The sequence below is a fragment of the Halorientalis brevis genome (genome assembly GCF_023077655.1).
The window spans coordinates 1-17,551 of record NZ_JALLGV010000010.1; the positions used below are offsets into that span (position 1 = coordinate 1).

Below are 17,551 nucleotides of genomic sequence, written 5' to 3' on the forward strand. Positions count from 1 at the left end.
CAGCGTCACCGAGGGCTACGCCGTCACGGTCAGCGTCGACGGGACGGAAACGACCTTCGAGGAGCTGACCGGGGAGAACAGTGGTTCCTCCGACGGCTCGGACGACTCGTCCGACGGCAAGAAGCTCACCCTCCACGCGAGCCCGGACAACCCCGACACCTACTGTGACGTCTCGTTCACGGTGGACGGCGAGGTCGAGTACGGCGACGAGGCCGAACCCGACACCGACACGATCGAAGAGAACCAGGACGGTACCTACACGGTCACCAGCGTCAGGATGAACCCCGACGCATATGACAGCTACCACTTCAGCGGGACCATCACCGACTACAGCGTCACTGATGGGTACGACGTCACGGTCAGCGTCGACGGGACGGAAACGACCTTCGAGGAGCTGACCGGGGAGAACAGTGGTTCCTCCGACGACTCGGATAGTTCCGGCGACGACTCGGACGGCTCCGGTGATGACGACGCCGGAGGCTCCGACGGGAGTGCCCAGCAACAGCGGACCCTCATCATCGACGGAACCGGTGACAGCGAGGAGACGGCCAAGTACCAGTTCTCCGTGACGGGGACCCTCGAGCGTGACGAACAGCGCACGACGGTCACCGACGGTGGACTCCCCTGGGACAAGGTCCGCGACTACGTGACCGACAGCCGCGCAGTGGGTCTCGTCGGCAACGGACAGGACGCGTATCGATTCACCGGCGGCCTCCAGTCGGTGGAGATCGACGGTGAGGCCGACGTCAAAATCCTGGAGGGATGAGATGAGCGAGTCAGAGTCAGTCGACTGGGGGAAGCTCCCTGCCGATCCGGATCTGGACGACCTCGGGTACGACCCGCTCGAACTCGAGATCACCGAATCGACCGCGGACGGTGGCCACTACGTCATCCTGCCGCACGACGAGTCGTTCCTCCGGGAAGAGGCGTTCATCGTCGCCGACTCCGCCTCTGTCGTCGACCTCGGCGACCGGGTCTGATTCCGAGCAACCGTCTTCGGCAGATCCCTCTCTCGACCGCGCGATGACGTTGCGGATCCGCGTAGTCGTCTCGATTTTTTGGATAACGGTTCTCAGCGGCCTGGTAAGCATCTAAAAACAAAGGCCGTCGGGGAAGCACCACGCCACAGACGGGCTACTGGGTGACACGACCGTGCTAACCGCGCTGAAACGGTGCTCCGGCGTTGTATCGCAAGTCGTGCACCACTCGTGGCCCACTCGGAGTCGATTCCGCAACTATGAGTTACCAGGACTACCTCGACCGGAAGAAACTCATTCTGACCGTGGCGACGACAGGCGGCGTGCACGGGAAGGACGTCAATCCCAACCTCCCCGAACAACCGTACGAGATCGCACGGCAGGTGCGCGAGTGCGAGAAACTCGGGGCCGCTATCGTCCACGTCCACGGTCGTGACGAACACGGCGAGAACGACCCAGAGCGTCTTCAGGCAGTCAACGACGCCATCCGCGAGGAGTGTGACGACATCATCATCCAGAACACGACCGGCGGCCAGAGCCCCTACGAGAACCGCATCGCGGGCATCCGGACCGATCCCGCCCCGGAGATGGCCTCGCTCGACATGGGCCCGTTCAACCGCGGGCAGCACATCATCACCGAACACACTCGCCACAACATCGAATCGCTCGCCCAGGAGATGAACGAGAAGGGGATCAAACCGGAGATGGAGGTGTTCAACAACGGCCACCTCAACGAGGTGTATCGGCTCATCGAGAAGGACATCCTCGATCCGCCGTACTACATCAACCTCATCTTCGGTCCCGGAACCTTCACCATCCCGAGCCCGGAGAACCTCATCAACATGGTGAACAACCTCCCCGACGAGAGCCTCTTCAACATTCTCGCGACGGGGCAACATCAGTTGCCGCTGACGACGATGGGGGCGATCATGGGCGGCCACGTCCGCGTCGGCATGGAGGACAACCTCTACTTCAAGCGGGGTGAGCAAGTCGAAAGCAACGCACAGCTCGTCGAACGGTCGGTAGACGTCATCCACAGGCTGGGTCGCGAACTCGCGACGCCCGACGAAGCGCGAGCGATCCTCGGTATCGACCGATAAGTTTCTCCGATTTCTCGATATTTGACCTCCGAGCGCCCCTCAGACGCCAGTTTTCGCGTGTTGGATTAGTACCCTGTTACTGAACTACGGGCTAAATAACATTGGGTGCATCTGCGCAGGAAGGGAGTATGACGTGCCCATACCTGGAGTATCGTCACAGTGATGGTGACGTGGACTTCGACCACGAACGCCCCCTCTGTACTGTACAAGAGGAGTTCGTCTCGCCGATGAAAGCGGACATCTGCAACGACCGCTTCGAGTTCGAACACGAGTGTGACTGTGAGGTATTCAAATCACACGTTGAAGAGGCGATGCCGGAATCAGCAGCCGACGATGACTGACAGAGCTGTTCCCAACGCTCATCTTCTGGCCGGGTAGAAACAGCGTATCGAGACGAGAGTCGCATAACGCGCGCATACCTTTGTCTGCAGCCCCTGACTCCGGCAACTATGAAGGCGGTTATTCTCGCAGCCGGCCAAGGAACGCGCCTCCGTCCACTGACCGAAGACAAGCCCAAGGGGATGGTTGAGGTCGACGGGAAACCGATCCTCACCCACTGTTTCGAGAAGATGGCGCAACTCGACGCCGACGAACTCATCGTCGTCGTGGGATATCGCAAAGAAGACATCATCAGTTACTACGGGGACGCGTTCCGCGGCATTCCGATCACGTACGCCCACCAGCGCGAACAGAACGGGCTCGCCCACGCCCTGTTGACCGTCGAAGAGGAGATCGACGACGACTTCATGCTGATGATGGGCGACAACATCTTCCGCGCCAACCTCCAGGACGTGGTCCGGAGACAGCAGGAAGACCGCGCCGACGCCGCCTTCCTCGTCGAAGAGGTACCCCACGAGGAGGCATCGCGGTACGGCGTCTGCGACACCAACGATTACGGCGAGATCGTCGAAGTGGTCGAGAAACCCGACGAGCCGCCGAGCAACCTCGTGATGACCGGCTTCTACACGTTCACGCCGGCCATCTTCCACGCCTGTCACCTCGTCCAGCCGTCGGATCGCGGCGAGTACGAGATCACGGACGCCGTGAACCTCCTCCTCCAGAGCGGACGCACCATCGACGCGATCGCCCTCGAAGGCTGGCGGCTGGACATCGGCTATCCCGAGGATCGGGACGAAGCAGAGGAACGCCTCCAGGACGCTGCTGCTGAGACGCCCTCGGCCCAATGAGTTCCCCCGACGTCGCGCTCCGCGAGACGGCCACCGAGACGGACCCGGTCGTCACCCACGAGGCGAAAGGGGAGACGTACACGCTTCGGCGATATCGCCCCGAGGACAGGCAGCCCTTCTTCGACCTGCACGACGCGATCGGCATGATCCCCCACGACGGGGGAACGGAGTGGTTCGACTGGAAGTTCGTCGACAACCCGTATCTGGCACACACTCCACTTTTCGTGGCCGAACGCGAGGACACGGGTGAAATCGTCGGCGTCCGGCCGTTCATGGCCTTTCGCCTGCGCGCCGGCCCGCGAACGGCCATCGGTCTCCAGACCGCCGACACCGGCGTCCACCCGGACCATCGGAGTCGGGGGCTGTTCTCCCGGATGAACGAGCTCGCGTTCGAGTACTATCGCCAGCGAGAACCGGAGGTCATGTTCAGCATCCCGAACGACCTCTCTCGGCCCGGCTACCTCAAGGGAGGTGCGAAAACCGTCAGTCCGATCCGATCACACTTCCGGATCGAGTCCCCGTCGCAGTTCATCGACCAGAAACTCGGTTCGTGGGTGCCGAGTCAGACCGGCTCGGTGTTGGACGGACTCGCGAGCGGGTACCTCGGCTTCCGCGACCGTCGGCACAACGGCGATTCCTCGAAGCGGATCACCGTCGACCGACACGCGACGATCCCCAGCGAGACGCTGGCAGCCCTCGGCACGAGCCATGTTCCGAGCGAGATCCACGCCGTCCGGGACCGGCGGTTCTACGACTGGCGCTTCGAGAACCCCAACTGGGAGTACGACGCCTTCGTCGCGAATCGCGACGGCGACCCGTTCGCGGCGATGGTCGCAGGGACGCGCGAGCACGGCGGCCGTGTGCTGACGCGGATCGTCGACGCGGTTCCGCTCTCAGGCGAGGATCGACTCCCAGGGTTCGCTGCGATCCTCTCACGGCTCCTCGAGGTCCACCGCGACAGCGACGTGTTCGCGTTCGCGGGGACGGGCGTCCCGTCGAAGCTACTTCGGCAGTTCGGCTTCCAACCCAACGACGAGCTCCCGCTGTCACCCGTGTCGAATCAGACGATCCTCATCACCATGCCGCTGCAGCGAACGAACACCGAGAACGAGTGGATGATCGAAGGCAGAGACGTCACCGATCCGACAAACTGGCAGTTGCCGTTCTGTGAGCAGAACACCGCGTGAATCGACCGGTCAAAGGGTCTCAGGTCCCTTCGACCGGACTCGTTTTGGATTCCGTCGCCTGTGCGCGCGTCTCCGCGGCGACTTCGGCCATCGTCTTCACCGACAGCGACGTCCGGCCCCGTCGCCTATCGAGATAGTTGAATATCTCGCGGAGTCGGTCCACGTCTCGCTGTTCCGTGATGCTGTTGGGGTGCAGCCACATGTGGAAGACGCCGTCTCGCTCCCTCGCGGCGTCGATTCCGAGTTTCGCTTGCTTGACCATCGGATCGCCGAACACCGGTTCGACGAGGTCCCGCGCCTGCCCCTCGAAGCTGAACAGGTGGAGCGAGGCGGGGATGTTGACGAGGCCGAACGAATCGACGGTGGGTTCGACGAGCGGTGGCGGCCGCCGAACGAGCGTCGCCTGTGCGAGTTTCCCGACCGGGCCGTCCCACACGTCGTTTCGCTTCGTCGCGGGGTTGACGCCGCGGTAACACTCGATGCCGTACGCCGCCAGCGCATCGAGGTGGCCGACGTTGTTCCGCGGGAAGACGAACGACTGCATCTCGATCCCGCGTTCCCGAGCGAGTTCGATCCCGGCAGCGACCTCGGATCTGGCCATCTCCCGCGTCGTCTCGCTGTCTCCGAACTCGACGTGTGAAAAGGTGTGTGACCCGATGTCGTGGTTTGCGGTGGCATCCTGGAGCGCCTCGACGAGCCCGTCCCCGTACCGGAGGGAAGCCGGCATGGCGTCGTCGCCGCGCTCGTGGTCGAACCACCCGGGTGGCGTGGGATGGGTCGCGTGGCAGTTGTCGCAATCGTCCAGGAGCAGATGGCCGACGACCGCCCAGGTCGCATCGATCCGATAGGTGTCACAGAGGGAGACCAGCGTCTGCCATCCCTGCCGAGCGTTCGCGAGTCGATCGGCAGGTGGATCTTTCTGGTCGTGGAATCCCCAGCCGAGTTCGGCGTCGACCGAAAGCACGACAGTACCCATATCACTGGCGACGGTCGGCGCGTCACTTTGTTACCCGCTGGACTGCCCGAGTAATCCCATCTTACCTATCGTGTGGCCGCTCTCGGTCGGTGCGCCGTCGAAGTACCCCGGGGTTTCGCACATCGAACTCCTACCAAGGTTCAGAGAATCCATAACAAAGGCGCAAACGCCGCTACTAGCGAACTGACGCGGGAGCGGTTCACGAGAGCGCCACCGAACGCTCGTACTGGACGCCCCGGTGATCCTCCCGTGTCGAGCCCAACGCAGGAAGATGCCGCACACAGATGGTGATTCAACGTGATCGAAGCACGCATCGGTGACGATTGTGATATCGCGCGGTCGGTACAGATAGTCTCGCCCGACGGGGACAGCGCTCCCCCGCGGATCGGAGACGGTGCGACGATCAGATCGGGGTCGATCATCTACCCCGACGTCGAGATCGGCACCGATCTCACGACCGGACACAACGCGATCATCCGCGAGCATTCCACGCTCGGCGACGACGTGATCGTCGGTACGAACACGGTCATCGACGGGACCTGTGACGTCGGGTCCCGCGTGAGCATGCAGACCGGTGTGTACGTTCCGCCCGAGACCACCATCGCTGACGGCGTCTTCCTCGGCCCTCATGCGGTCCTCACGAACGACCCCTATCCCCTCCGGACCGACGTCGGTCTCGTCGGTCCGACTCTCGAATCGAACGCCTCCATCGGAGCCAACGCCACGGTCCTCCCAGACGTGACCGTGGGCGAACGGGCATTCGTCGCTGCCGGTGCTGTCGTCACCGAAGACGTGCCACCGGAAACGCTGGCCGCTGGTGTCCCCGCTGAACACCATCCGCTCCCCGATCAGCTACACGGAGCAAACGAGCTCTGAGTGGCAGCCGGCAGCGCGACCTCCCTGCACCCCAGCCGACCGGGCTATCTCGTCACTGACGCATCCTGGGTGACCGCAGCCTGGTCGGCTGCCGCCTCCCGAATGGCCTCCATGAGCCGGATCGTCCACCCCGCCTCTTCCAGCGGGACGGGTCGTTCGCCTCGGCCCTCCAACGCGAGTGCATCTGCCTCGAACTGATAGTAGTGTGAGTTCATCTCGGTCTTCACGTCCCACTCGTCGGACCGCTTGTCCCTGACGAACGCTCTGAGATTGTCCACGTTCCCCAGCAATCGATCAGCGGCACGTTTGACGTTGCTGAGAGCGCGATTGATCGCCGAGGCCTGATAGTCGCGGTCGAGCCTGACCAGCGTCTGGGAGACGAGATCAGCGATCAGCACGCCGTCGTCTCCGTGGACGTGAACGCCCTTGTCCGGCACGTCGCCGGGCAACAGCGTCGTGCTACAGAGCACGTCTGAGTCGCTGACGTACTGCACCTTCGTGCCGTCGTACGTGAACGGCCGGTCGTACTCCCTGACGAGATGCGTGCTGACCTGGACGTCGTCGAGGTCGCGCGGGTAGCCGCCGACGCGCAGGAGGAGGTACAGCGGGTGCGGAATGCCTTCCTCGAACTCACCGCCCGGCAACTGGAAGGCCCACTCGCCGCGGCGCACGTCGTCCGGATAGGTCTGCCCGGCGTACCGGACTTCGACGGATCGAACGTCGCCGACGGCCCCGTCCTCGATCGCCGCCGTGAGCTTCCGCATCGCCGGGTCGAAGTCGTGATTGTGGACGACCGAGACCGGAACGTCGTGTTTCTCTGCGGTCGCTTTCAGTCGCTCGTACTCCTCGACGGTCTCCGTGACGGGCTTCTGGATGAGCACCGGCACGCCGGCCTCGATGGCCATCGTCGCCAGGTCGAGATGCGTCGCGACCGGCGTACAGATGTGCACCCAGTCGAGGTTCGCGTCGTCCAACAGCTCCTGCATGTCGGTGTAGTTCGCGATGCCGTACTCGGAAGCGACGGACCGAGCGCGGTCGGCGTCGACGTCACAGATCCCGACGAGATCAGTGTACGGACAGTCTGAGAGTCCATCGAGATGACGACCTGAAATAGTTCCTCCGCCGACAACGGCAGTTCTGAGCGCCATAGTACGCGTTCGCGGATGGAATGCCCATTGTTATGGTCGTCCCAGGCGGAATAACGTGCTGTTAATCAGATGCCAGCAACGGCCGATTTCGGGCCAGAGCGTGCGCCTCCTAGTCGTTCGCCGCCCGCGAACGAGGGCTATCCACTGGGGCCTCGGTTTCCGGTGCTGCATCGGAACGCAGTATCAATTCGAGCATCAGCGACGTCACGTCACGCTTGTCGTCGATGAGGGCCTGTCGCTTCCGTTCCCAGTCCGCATCGACCTGACCGGTGACGATCGCTCGCGTTTGTGCGAGTGCGTCCCGCTCGTCCGGGTACGAAAACAGGAGTCCACGGCGATCGAGTTCGACGAAGTTGTTCATGTCGTGCGTCCCGACCTTGGAGTTGACGCGGATCGACGGCGTGCCGAGCAACGTCGCCTCCGTGCACATCGTCTGGGAGTCGCCGAGATACAGGTCACTGAAGTACAGGAGATCGTGGATGAGGTGCGGCGGGACCGACAGCTGGTACTCGCGGAACTCGGACGGGAGTTCAGACTCGCTCGTGATGTACACGGTCCCGTGGTCGTCGAGGAAGGAGACGATGTCCCGTTTGCCCTGCCGCGACCAGCCCTCGTTACCCACGTCGTGGTACGCGTCCCAGCTGGCGAACCGGAGGACGAAGTACGGCTCGTCGACCGCCACCCCGGCCGCAGCGAGCCGCTCGGCGTCGGGCTCGAAGCGGTTCGGATGCAGGTAGGCGAGTTCGTGAAAGCCGGCAGTCACAGTGCGAGCCGGCGAGAACGGAAGCTCGAAATTCGGGGGAATACAGGCCACGTCGACGAACGGGAGCGTCATCCCGTAGTTCAGGGTCCGCATCAGCTTCGACGGAACGACCGTGTCGGTAAACACCACGTTGGGACAGCCGAGCACCGTCGAGACGTGTGCTGCAGCGGGGCTCAGCCGGCTCACGATCACGTCCGGCTCGAACTCCCGCGCTACACTGAGCAGTCGCCATTCCCGGCCCAGGAGCTCGGTCACGAGGGAGACTGCCCCGTCGCCCGCCGTGGAGAGCAGTTCGTGATCGATGCCGTAGGCGTCGAGGAGGTCGGTGGTGATCTCCTTCTCGCGTGACGTCACGAGCGTGTCGTGCCCGCGGTCCTCCAGTTCCGTGATCGCGTGTCTGAACAGGTGGACCTGGGCAGGATGGTTGACGTCGAAGATGACGCGTTTGTGCTCGTCCATTACTCCTGCCCCACATTCGACCGTCGATCGCGTACCAGATGGTCTGCGACCCACGCAGTGTCAGTCGAGAACGGTGTCATCCCTGCAGAGAGGCAGGCCGTTCGCGGACCTTTGTTACCCACTCGTGTTCCGAGTAAGCGGAACATATCTACCGGTCTCCGTTCGACCCTATTCCGACACGTTACGACCCCAAGATAACTAACATGACATATCTCGCCGATAGGTAGAGAATAACAAGGTTTAGCGCACCGACATCGCGGGACGAAGCAACGCGTCCCCAGTCCGACTCGGGGGCGATATGCTGCCAGTCCGCACGGCAATGCTATCTATCCGCATCCAACCGCCCAATCCACCGAGTGTATGACTGTGACAGAGATACTGATCGACGACGGCCAACCGACGGAATCGCTTCTGCCCATGACTTCACGGACGCACGCGTATCACACGAGGAAGCAGCGACCCAGGCACCGTCCACAACGGAGGGAACGACGGTGACCTCGTGGGGGCTCGATTTCACGTACACCACGTATCGTGACCTGCTCGAAGCCGGACTGACAGCGGGATACGAGTTTCTCACTGTCGAACAGTACCTGCGACGCAAGCCCGTTGACGCGGAGTCACTCGCGCACACGGCCAGTGACGGGGTCAGCGGACGCCCGAAGGCCGACGGCGGTGACGGACTCCCGGAGAAGTTCGTCATTCTTCGCCACGACATCGACCGCAAACCCGAGAACGCCCTGGCCATGGCTCGCCTGGAAGCCGAACACGGCATCAGCGGCACCTACTACGTGCGGACCATCGGCAAGACGTTCAAACCGGCCCTCATCAGACGCATCGAGGCCCTGGGCCACGAGGTCGGGTACCACTTCGAGGATCTCGACCGCGCGGACGGCGATCAGGAGGCCGCCCTGTCGTCGTTCCGGACGGAACTCGACAAACTTCGAACGATCGTCGACGTCGACACGGTTTGCATGCACGGCAATCCCTTGACCCCATACGACAACCGCGACCTGTTGAAGGAGGCCGACTTCGCGGATTTCGACCTCCTCGGAGAGGCCTATCTGTCGGCGGATTTCACCGACCTCACGTACTTTTCCGACACCGGGCGAACCTGGCGGGACGGACCGCTCAAGGTCAAAGACCACACGATGGGCGAGGGGGAGAAAGACGTGCAGGTCGACACCACGTTCGAACTCATCGGGCTCTTGCTCACCGAGGAGGTCGACCACCCGTACGTCCTGGTCCACCCGAATCGATGGGCCGGAAGCTACCCCGAGTTCGTGAGCGAGCACGCGAAAGATACGGCGGTCAACGTCGTCAAGCGGGGACTGAATTTGCTAACATGAGTTCGTCTCGGTCCCTCCGTGTCCTCTTCGACGTGAGCCAGCCGTCGCACGTACATCTGTTCAAACACGCGATCACAGAACTCGAGCGAGACGGTCACGAAGTGACCGTCACCTCGCGGAAGAAGGGCATCACCACCGATCTCCTCGACGCCTCCGGGATCAGTCATCGCCCGATCTCGAAACAGCGGCGGTCCAGGCTGTTCCCGATCCCGGAGTGGGCGATCCGCGAGTACAAACTCGTCCAGCTCGCTCGCCGGTTCGAGCCAGACGTCGTCGTGAGCCACTTCACCCCCTGTGCGGTCCACGCGGCACATCTCTCCGGTGCACGCAGCCTCATCTTCAACGACGACGAGGTCGCGACCGAAGTCGCGGGGCGGGTGACGAACCCGTTCACGACGTACGTCTACACGCCACGGGCGTTCAGCGTGGACCTCGGGCCGAAACACCGCCGGTACGACGGCTATCACGAACTGGCGTACCTCCACCCGGACCGTTTCGATCCCAGTACGGAGATCCTCGAGTCGAACGGCGTCGACCCCGCGAGCAAGTTCTTCGTCCTCCGGTTCGACTCCTGGGAAGGCCACTACGACGTCGGCGGCGCTGGCTTCAGCGCGCCGGCGAAACGGGAACTCGTCTCGTTTCTCAGCGACCACGGAGACGTCTACCTCTCCGCGACGTGTACGCCCCCCGACGACGTCGACGCGACGGAGTTCCCCGTCCCGCCGGAGCACGTCCACCACCTCCTGGCCTTTGCCGACCTGTACGTCGGGGACTCACAGAAGATGGCCGTCGAAGCGGGCCTGCTCGGCACGCCGAGCGTCCGGTCGAAGTTGTTCGCCACGGCGGACGCGATCAGCCACGTCGAGGAACTCGAATCCAGATACAGCCTCGTCCTGTCGTTCGACACCGAGGACGAGGCAGTGATCAACGCCAAGAACCTCGCCGTCGACCCGATGGCCACCGAACGGTGGGCAGAACGCCGTGACCAGCTACTCGCAGACACGATCGACGTCACCGCGTTCATCGTCGACGCGATCCGCCAGCAGGGGCCCCGGCAGGAGGAACCCGCCAAACACCTGCAGAACGGAGGCCAGTCCTATGAGTTGGCGTGAGGGGTCCGTCGCTGCGGACCACACCTTCGCCTGTTGTCTCACCCACGACGTGGACAGACCGTACAAGACCTACCAGGCGGCGTACAACCTCCTCACCGAGCGGGACCCGTCGCAGCTTCTGGATTTCCTCCCGAATCGGAACGCCTACTGGACGTTCGAGGAGATCCTGGAGCTCGAGTCCGACCTCGACGTGCGGTCCACGTGGTACTTCCTGGACGAACAGCACATCATCCGTGACCGGCCCGTCCGAGACGTGTTCAATCCGAGAGCCTGGCAGCTGTACGCCGGCCGGTACTCGCTCTCCGATCCACGAATCCAGCAGCTCATCACTCGGCTCGACGAGAACGGCTGGGAGGTCGAACTGCACGGGTCGTACGAGTCCTATCGCGACGCCGACCTCCTCGAATCGGAGAAAGAGACGCTGGAATCGATCCTCGACCACGAGGTCACGGGCGTCCGCCAGCACTACCTGAACCTCGACTGGCCGACGACGTGGATCAAACAGCGGGAAGCGGGATTCCTGTACGACGCGACGCCGGGCTCGGTCACGACGAGCGGATTCAAACACGGGTACGAACCGCTCCGGCCCTTCGACGACGAGTTCGTCGTCTTCCCGGTGACGATCATGGACACGACGCTCCCGGACCCGGCCGCGGATTGGGACGCTACCTGGAACCAGTGCGAAGAGTTGCTGCTCGAAGCACGCAACAACAACGCCGTGATGTCGCTGCTCTGGCACCCGCGCTACTTCAGCGACGACCATCCGGGATTCACGCGGCTGTACCGGCGTCTGATCGAACGCGCCCGCGAACTCGGTGCCTGGGTCGGACCGGTCGGCGAACTGTACCGGAGTCTGAACCATACCGGTCCCCAAATGGCGACCTCGCGCATCCGTGAGTCGTAAGCTGGAGATAACAATGACCAAAACGATCGTTTTTGCGGCAGACAATCGATGCGAGTCGAACGCATAGATCTCGACGAGTGGACAGAGGCGCTTCCGGACGAGGGCTTCGAGGTGTTCCATACGCCGACAGCCCTGTCGGTCCTCGCTGACCACGTCGACGGCGATCTGCGGCTGTTCGCCGGGTACAAGGGGCACCATCCGGTCGCTCTCATGCCCGTCGTCGTCGACGAGGGGATGTTCCGCACGCTCGTGTTCTCGCCGCCGCCGGGCCGGAACATCCCGCGACTGGGGCCTGTCCTGATGCCGAACAGTCCGAAGCGTCGCAAACAGGAGAAGGTCAACCAGCGGTTCACCGAAGCCGTCCTCGAAGCGGTCGAGGCGGACACGCCGCTGGAACTGTTCCGGATGGTCTGTAACACGACCTACGCGGACCCGCGACCCTTCCGCTGGCAGGACTTCGACCTGGCCACCAAGTTCACGTACGTGCTCGATCTGGACGACCGCGATGCCGACGCGGTGCTCGAGTCCTTCAGCAAGAGCCTCCGCCGCGACATTCGAGACGCCGAAGACCTCGACGTTTCGATCCAGCGGGAAGGAGTCGACGCAGCACGGGCCGTCTACGACCAGACGCGAGACCGCTATCGGGAGCAGGGCCGCGGGTTCTCGCTCCCGCGCGACTACGTCGAGGACCTCGTCTCGGAGCTCCAGGCGGTCGATCGCGCTCGCGTCTACACCGCCCGCGGCCGGAACGGGGAGTTGTTGACCGGCGTCACCGTCCTGTACTCGAACGACGCGGGCTACTACTGGCAGGGCGGGACGCGCACCGTCCACGATGGCGTCAGCGTCAACAGCCTCCTCCACTGGCGCATCATCGAGGACATCATCGAGGATCCACCGCGCGAGTCGGTGCGCAGTTACGACCTGATGGGCGCGAACACGGAGCGGCTCTGTCGGTACAAGAGCAAATTCGGCGCGGACCTCGTGCCGTACTACGGAATCGAATCGAGCGGCCGAACGATGTCCCTCGCGAAGAAAACATATCAGGCCTTAGTCCGGTGACACTGAGTACTCCCGATCAGGACGGCGTCCGTACAGACACCCAGACGTCCCTCCGCGTGCTCAACCTGGTGACGAACGTCGATTCGACGTTCTACAACCAGCAGATCGAAACGCTCGAAGCACAGGGGGTCAGCACGGAGACGCTTCCGGTTCCGGGCGAGAACAAGAGCGAATCCACCGAGAAAAACGAGACCGCGACGCGGTCCGTGTGGGACTACGCCCGGTATCTCCCCGCCGTTATGAGCGAGGCCTCCTCGTCGTACGACCTGCTCCACGCGAACTACGGCCTGACGGCGCCGGCGGCGCTCGTCCAGCGGAAACTCCCCGTCGTCCTCTCGCTGTGGGGGTCAGACCTCATGGGCGAGTACGGCTGGATGACGAAACGCTGTGTCCCCTTCGCCGACGCCGTCATCGTGATGTCCGAACGGATGGCGGCAGAGCTCGACCGCGACTGTTACGTGATCCCACACGGGTTGAAGCTCGACCAGTTCCAGCCCCAACCCCAACGCGAGGCACAGACCGAACTCGGGTGGCCACCGGACGTCAAGCACGTCGTCTTTCCGTACCCGCCGAAACGCACCGTCAAGAACTTCCCGCGAGCGAAGCGGGTGTTCCAGACGGCAGCGGAGCGATTCGACGGCCCCGTCGAATTACACACCATCACCGGTGTCGACCACTCGGACATGCCGACCTACCTGAACGCGGCCGACGTGATGCTGCTGACCTCTCACCGAGAGGGGTCACCGAACACCGTAAAGGAGGCGCTCGCGTGCAATCTCCCGGTCGTCGCCACAGACGTCGGGGACGTCCCCGAACGCCTCGACGGCGTCACCCACTCGACGGTCGGTCAGACCGACCGGGAACTCGTGGACGGGCTGGTGGCCGCACTCGAAGCCGACGAGCGATCGAACGGCAGAGAACACGTCCAAGACCTCACCATCGAACGAATGGGAGAGCGCATTCGCGGCGTGTATCGAGACGTGCTCGCAGAGACGTAACCGACACAGCTGACCTGCACCAGTCGCAGAAAAGCCATGTACAACGCTCAAACGACCCAGCGATACGGTGACACCGACCCGCAGACAGCCGGAACGTGATATGATCTGTACCCAACGTCGAGCCACTGTTCACGACAGTTCCACCGGACGGTCGTCGGACGTACTGGAGGGACCACGAGATGTCGGAGTATAGTCCAGCCTGGCACCAGCGGGTGTTGCTCGCCGCCGGATTCCTCGCCTTCGCGATCGGTGTCCTCAGTGCGTGGGCCGCCCCCGGCCGTCACTACGAACTCGACATTTACGCGGCCACGCCGAACGCCTTCTGGCTCGGCGTCGGCATGGCGGTTCTCATCGGCCTGTTCGTCGCCTATCACGGGGCAGTCACCCGCCGCATCAGACTCGCAGCGCTCGCGCTCCTCGGACTGTCCGTGTTCGCCATTCTCGGGCTCCCCATCGTCAGAAACTACTACTTCTACGGTCCGGGTGACTCCCTGAGTCACCTCGGATGGGCCAGACTGATCGACGACGGCAGTCTCAGCCCGTTCAACATCATGTATCCAGGCATCCACACGACCTCCGTGTTCGTCAAGTCGGTCCTGGACGTCGAGTTGACGCGGGCCATGCAGTACGTGGTCCTCATCTTTACCGCCGTCTTCGTCGTTTTCGTCCCGCTGTGCGTTCGGGAGTTGACCGACTCACGCTGGGCGGTCGTCACGGGGTTCGTCGCCGCTCTCCTCTTGCTCCCCATCAACAACGTCAGCGTCTTTCACCTCCCGTATCCGACCGCACAGGCGATCTTCTTCATCCCGCTCATGCTGTATCTCGCCATCAAGTACGTCACGCTCCCGGACGACTCGTTCCCGCGTTCAGTGACGTCCGTCGGCGCCCTCCTGGCGCTCACGTCCCTCACCATCGTCGTGCTCCACCCCCAACAGGCCAGCAGCGTGCTGCTGCTGTTCGGCGGGATCGTCGCGGTCCAGTTCCTCTATCGCCTGTTCAAGCGGGACCATCCGGTCAGTAACCAGCGGCCGTTCTACTTTCAGTTCGCGTTCGTCTTCCTGGCGTTTCTCGCCTGGACTATGCGGTTCGACCGATCAGGGTCCGCAGTGCAATCGTTCGTCAACGGATTGATCGGCGGAACGGAAGCCGTCGGCGACGAGGTGACCGGCCGGACGACGTCGCTCGCGATCCTCGGCGGCAGCATCGAAGAGCTGTTCGTGAAGATATTCCTCGTCGCGTTCATCTTCTCGGTGATCGCCGGCTTCGTCGCGTTGCTGGCGGTGCTCGGCCGCCTCGACGACGACCCGGTCCAGGGGACGACGCTCCGCTACCTCTCGTTCGGTCTGGGTTTCCTCGGCGTCACGTTCCTCCTCTTTTTCGCCGCGAGCGTCTCCGTGTATCCGTTTCGGTATCTGGGCGCGATCATGGTCGTCGTGACCGTCCTCGCGATCGTCGGCGTCCTGGAGGGGATTCCTTTCAGCATCCCGTGGGGGTCGTGGCGGGCGGTGCAGACAGTCGCAGTCGTCGTGTTCGGTATTTTCCTGGCGATGCAGGCCGCGCACGTCCACGAATCGCCCTACATCTACCGGAGTTCCGACCAGGTCACCAAGATGACCATGACCGGGTACGCCAACACCTTCGATTCCCGCGATTCCGAGGTCTGGTTCACGGGTATCGACGGCGGCCCCAAACGGTACATCGACGCGATCTACGGCACGTCGAGAGAGGACAAACGGACCCCGAGCGGTGCGGTCTTCGAAGGGTACGAGGAATCCATCCCGCCATCGGTGTGGGGGAACAACATGACCCAACACTACGATCGGGACAGGTACGTCCCGGTGACGGCCCAGGATCGACAAACCCAGGTCGCCCTGTACGACGGGTTCGAGTACTCCACGAAGGGGTTCCGGGGGCTCAGAACCACCCCGGGCATCCACCGCGTCCGGTCGAACGGTGACTTCAGGTTGTACTACATCGACGAACAAGAATGAGCCTCAGTGAGCGCATCTCACGAGGCGTCAAAGCGTTCCTCGGGGCGCGCCTCATCTACGTCGCGTCTAACGCGGTGCTGTTGTTCCTGTTGACCCGGTACCTCCTGGATCCCGGCGATTACGGACTGTTGTACTTCGCCATCTCGGTCCTCAGTATCGGCTCCATGTTCGGGACGCTCGGCCTCCCGAAAGCGACGGGGCGATACATCGCCGAGTACTCGGCCAGCGACGAGATGCAGATTCCCCACATCATCCGCATCTCGCTCGCCATCCTGGTGGCGCTGACTATCGTCGTCGGCGTCGTGATCGTCCTGATCCACACCCAACTCGCCGATCTACTCGGGAACCCGGCCGTCGCCCCGCTGCTCCTCATCGGGGGCGGCTACGTGGCCGCCCGAGCGCTGTTCACGTATCTCACGAACGTGTTCCAGGGGTTCAACCGCGTCGAGTACAGCGCAGTCATCAGCGCAGTCAACGGCGGGGGTCGCGTGCTGTTCGCGGTGCTGTTCGTCGTCCTCGGGTTCGGTGCTGCCGGTGCGCTCGCGGGCTATCTCACGGGGTATCTCGTCGCCGCAGCCGTCGGGTTCTACGTCCTCAAGAACAACGTCCTGATCGGATACGATCGCGCGACCGAGCGCGCTGCGGGACTCAAGCGACGGATTCTCGAATACAGCATTCCGACCGCTGCGACGCGCGTCAGCGTCATCCTCGACAGTCGCGTGGACAAGGTCATCATCGGCGCGCTCATCGGCCCGGTGGCCGTGGGCTACTACACGTTGGCGGCCCAGATCGCGGACTTCTGTATCGCGCCGGCGACCTCGCTGGGGTTTACTATCTCGCCGGCCATCGGCGAACAGAGCGCCGGCGACGACGCCGACCGCGCAGCCACCCTCTACGAGCGGTCGATGGAGAACATCCTGTTGCTCTACCTGCCGGCCGCCGTCGGCCTGCTCCTCGTGGCTGAACCCGCAGTACGCATCATCTTCGGCACCGACTATCTCGGTGCCGTCCCGGTGTTGCAACTGTTCAGCGTCTTCATCATCGTCCGGGCGATCCACAAGATCACCGGCAACGGGTTGGACTACCTCGGTCTCGCCAGGATTCGGGCAATCGCGCGGGGGACGACCGCCATCGGGAACGTCGTGTTGAACTTCGCGCTCATCCCCCCGTTCGGCGTCGTCGGCGCTGCCATCGCGACGCTCGTGACCTACTCGACGTACACCGCCGTGAACGTCTACTACATCCACCGCGAACTGGACCTCCGAGTCGACTACCTGCTCAGACAATGTGGCCGCATCAGCGTCATTGCCCTCGTGATGGGCGGAACTGTGAGCCTCGTCATCCCTCACGTTAGCGGCTTCCTGAGCCTCTTCGGGGCAGTCCTGACGGGGATCGTCGTCTGGGGAATCCTCTCGATCGCGAGCGGACTCCTCGACCTGGCAGAGGTCCGGAGCTTCCTCGCCTAGAA

General features: G+C 63.2%; 16 protein-coding genes and 1 pseudogene. 14 read left to right on the forward strand and 3 right to left on the reverse strand.

Annotation, left to right across the window (positions count from 1 at the left end):
* The 6 genes and pseudogenes from MU553_RS21070 to MU553_RS21095 form a co-directional block, all read left to right on the forward strand.
* Nucleotides 1–766: pseudogene (locus MU553_RS21070) on the forward strand (hypothetical protein); the annotation flags it as partial.
* A 1-nt stretch (nucleotide 767) separates the two neighbouring features.
* A complete protein-coding gene (locus MU553_RS21075) occupies nucleotides 768–980 on the forward strand; it encodes a hypothetical protein (protein WP_247381366.1) in 213 nt (70 codons plus the stop codon).
* A 257-nt stretch (nucleotides 981–1,237) separates the two neighbouring features.
* Nucleotides 1,238–2,077: a beta-keto acid cleavage family enzyme gene (locus tag MU553_RS21080; protein WP_247381367.1), complete on the forward strand. Its 840-nt coding sequence runs from the start codon at nucleotides 1,238–1,240 to the stop codon at nucleotides 2,075–2,077.
* Nucleotides 2,078–2,205: 128 nt separating this feature from the next.
* Nucleotides 2,206–2,418, forward strand: a complete 213-nt coding sequence (locus MU553_RS21085; RefSeq protein WP_247381368.1) for a hypothetical protein — start codon at nucleotides 2,206–2,208, stop codon at nucleotides 2,416–2,418.
* Nucleotides 2,419–2,526: 108 nt separating this feature from the next.
* Nucleotides 2,527–3,264, forward strand: a complete 738-nt coding sequence (aglF, locus tag MU553_RS21090; protein ID WP_247381369.1) for a UTP--glucose-1-phosphate uridylyltransferase AglF — start codon at nucleotides 2,527–2,529, stop codon at nucleotides 3,262–3,264.
* Nucleotides 3,261–4,451: a GNAT family N-acetyltransferase gene (locus MU553_RS21095; RefSeq protein WP_247381370.1), complete on the forward strand. Its 1,191-nt coding sequence runs from the start codon at nucleotides 3,261–3,263 to the stop codon at nucleotides 4,449–4,451. Before aglF ends, MU553_RS21095 begins: the two co-directional genes overlap by 4 nt.
* A 19-nt stretch (nucleotides 4,452–4,470) precedes the next feature.
* Here the strand turns inward: MU553_RS21095 and MU553_RS21100 are convergent, their stop codons facing one another.
* Complete coding sequence (locus MU553_RS21100) at nucleotides 4,471–5,427, reverse strand: polysaccharide deacetylase family protein (RefSeq protein ID WP_247381371.1); 957 nt, start codon at nucleotides 5,425–5,427, stop codon at nucleotides 4,471–4,473.
* 300 nt (nucleotides 5,428–5,727) lie between these two features.
* Between MU553_RS21100 and MU553_RS21105 the strand changes: the two genes are divergently transcribed.
* The gene (locus tag MU553_RS21105; protein ID WP_379814711.1) at nucleotides 5,728–6,303 is read left to right on the forward strand and encodes an acyltransferase; all 576 of its coding nucleotides are present in this window, start codon (nucleotides 5,728–5,730) and stop codon (nucleotides 6,301–6,303) included.
* A 44-nt stretch (nucleotides 6,304–6,347) separates the two neighbouring features.
* Here MU553_RS21105 and MU553_RS21110 read toward each other — a convergent pair whose 3' ends face one another.
* Both MU553_RS21110 and MU553_RS21115 read right to left on the reverse strand, forming a co-directional pair.
* Complete coding sequence (locus MU553_RS21110; protein WP_247381374.1) at nucleotides 6,348–7,451, reverse strand: Gfo/Idh/MocA family protein; 1,104 nt, start codon at nucleotides 7,449–7,451, stop codon at nucleotides 6,348–6,350.
* A gap of 109 nt (nucleotides 7,452–7,560) precedes the next feature.
* Nucleotides 7,561–8,673 (reverse strand): DUF354 domain-containing protein, encoded by a 1,113-nt coding sequence (locus tag MU553_RS21115; RefSeq protein WP_247381375.1) that lies wholly within the window; start codon nucleotides 8,671–8,673, stop codon nucleotides 7,561–7,563.
* Nucleotides 8,674–9,164: 491 nt separating this feature from the next.
* Between MU553_RS21115 and MU553_RS21120 the strand changes: the two genes are divergently transcribed.
* From MU553_RS21120 to MU553_RS21150, 7 genes are all read left to right on the forward strand, one after another.
* A complete protein-coding gene (locus MU553_RS21120) occupies nucleotides 9,165–10,019 on the forward strand; it encodes a polysaccharide deacetylase family protein (protein WP_247381377.1) in 855 nt (284 codons plus the stop codon).
* Nucleotides 10,016–11,131: a DUF354 domain-containing protein gene (locus MU553_RS21125; RefSeq protein WP_247381379.1), complete on the forward strand. Its 1,116-nt coding sequence runs from the start codon at nucleotides 10,016–10,018 to the stop codon at nucleotides 11,129–11,131. Before MU553_RS21120 ends, MU553_RS21125 begins: the two co-directional genes overlap by 4 nt.
* A complete protein-coding gene (locus MU553_RS21130; RefSeq protein ID WP_247381382.1) occupies nucleotides 11,118–12,035 on the forward strand; it encodes a polysaccharide deacetylase family protein in 918 nt (305 codons plus the stop codon). The genes MU553_RS21125 and MU553_RS21130 overlap by 14 nt, the downstream gene beginning before the upstream one ends.
* Before the next feature lie 48 nt (nucleotides 12,036–12,083).
* A complete protein-coding gene (locus MU553_RS21135) occupies nucleotides 12,084–13,094 on the forward strand; it encodes a GNAT family N-acetyltransferase (protein ID WP_247381384.1) in 1,011 nt (336 codons plus the stop codon).
* Nucleotides 13,091–14,092 carry a glycosyltransferase family 4 protein gene (locus MU553_RS21140; RefSeq protein WP_247381386.1) on the forward strand — a complete coding sequence of 334 codons (1,002 nt, stop codon included), beginning with the start codon at nucleotides 13,091–13,093 and terminating at the stop codon, nucleotides 14,090–14,092. The genes MU553_RS21135 and MU553_RS21140 overlap by 4 nt, the downstream gene beginning before the upstream one ends.
* Before the next feature lie 179 nt (nucleotides 14,093–14,271).
* The gene (locus MU553_RS21145; protein ID WP_247381388.1) at nucleotides 14,272–16,083 is read left to right on the forward strand and encodes a hypothetical protein; all 1,812 of its coding nucleotides are present in this window, start codon (nucleotides 14,272–14,274) and stop codon (nucleotides 16,081–16,083) included.
* Nucleotides 16,080–17,549, forward strand: coding sequence for a flippase (locus tag MU553_RS21150; protein WP_247381390.1), 1,470 nt, complete (start codon nucleotides 16,080–16,082; stop codon nucleotides 17,547–17,549). Before MU553_RS21145 ends, MU553_RS21150 begins: the two co-directional genes overlap by 4 nt.
* The last annotated feature ends 2 nt before the right edge of the window (nucleotides 17,550–17,551 follow it).

Excerpts from the sequence above, each read along its gene's own strand:
- MU553_RS21145 (WP_247381388.1), top strand. The coding sequence starts at position 14,272 with ATGTCGGAGTATAGTCCAGCCTGGCACCAGCGGGTGTTGCTCGCCGCC.
- MU553_RS21135 (WP_247381384.1), top strand. The coding sequence starts at position 12,084 with ATGCGAGTCGAACGCATAGATCTCGACGAGTGGACAGAGGCGCTTCCG.
- aglF (WP_247381369.1), top strand. The coding sequence starts at position 2,527 with ATGAAGGCGGTTATTCTCGCAGCCGGCCAAGGAACGCGCCTCCGTCCA.
- MU553_RS21100 (WP_247381371.1), bottom strand. The coding sequence starts at position 5,427 with ATGGGTACTGTCGTGCTTTCGGTCGACGCCGAACTCGGCTGGGGATTC.
- MU553_RS21150 (WP_247381390.1), top strand. The coding sequence starts at position 16,080 with ATGAGCCTCAGTGAGCGCATCTCACGAGGCGTCAAAGCGTTCCTCGGG.
- MU553_RS21110 (WP_247381374.1), bottom strand. The coding sequence starts at position 7,451 with ATGGCGCTCAGAACTGCCGTTGTCGGCGGAGGAACTATTTCAGGTCGT.
- MU553_RS21125 (WP_247381379.1), top strand. The coding sequence starts at position 10,016 with ATGAGTTCGTCTCGGTCCCTCCGTGTCCTCTTCGACGTGAGCCAGCCG.
- MU553_RS21085 (WP_247381368.1), top strand. The coding sequence starts at position 2,206 with ATGACGTGCCCATACCTGGAGTATCGTCACAGTGATGGTGACGTGGAC.
- MU553_RS21130 (WP_247381382.1), top strand. The coding sequence starts at position 11,118 with ATGAGTTGGCGTGAGGGGTCCGTCGCTGCGGACCACACCTTCGCCTGT.
- MU553_RS21095 (WP_247381370.1), top strand. The coding sequence starts at position 3,261 with ATGAGTTCCCCCGACGTCGCGCTCCGCGAGACGGCCACCGAGACGGAC.
- MU553_RS21075 (WP_247381366.1), top strand. The coding sequence starts at position 768 with ATGAGCGAGTCAGAGTCAGTCGACTGGGGGAAGCTCCCTGCCGATCCG.
- MU553_RS21115 (WP_247381375.1), bottom strand. The coding sequence starts at position 8,673 with ATGGACGAGCACAAACGCGTCATCTTCGACGTCAACCATCCTGCCCAG.
- MU553_RS21080 (WP_247381367.1), top strand. The coding sequence starts at position 1,238 with ATGAGTTACCAGGACTACCTCGACCGGAAGAAACTCATTCTGACCGTG.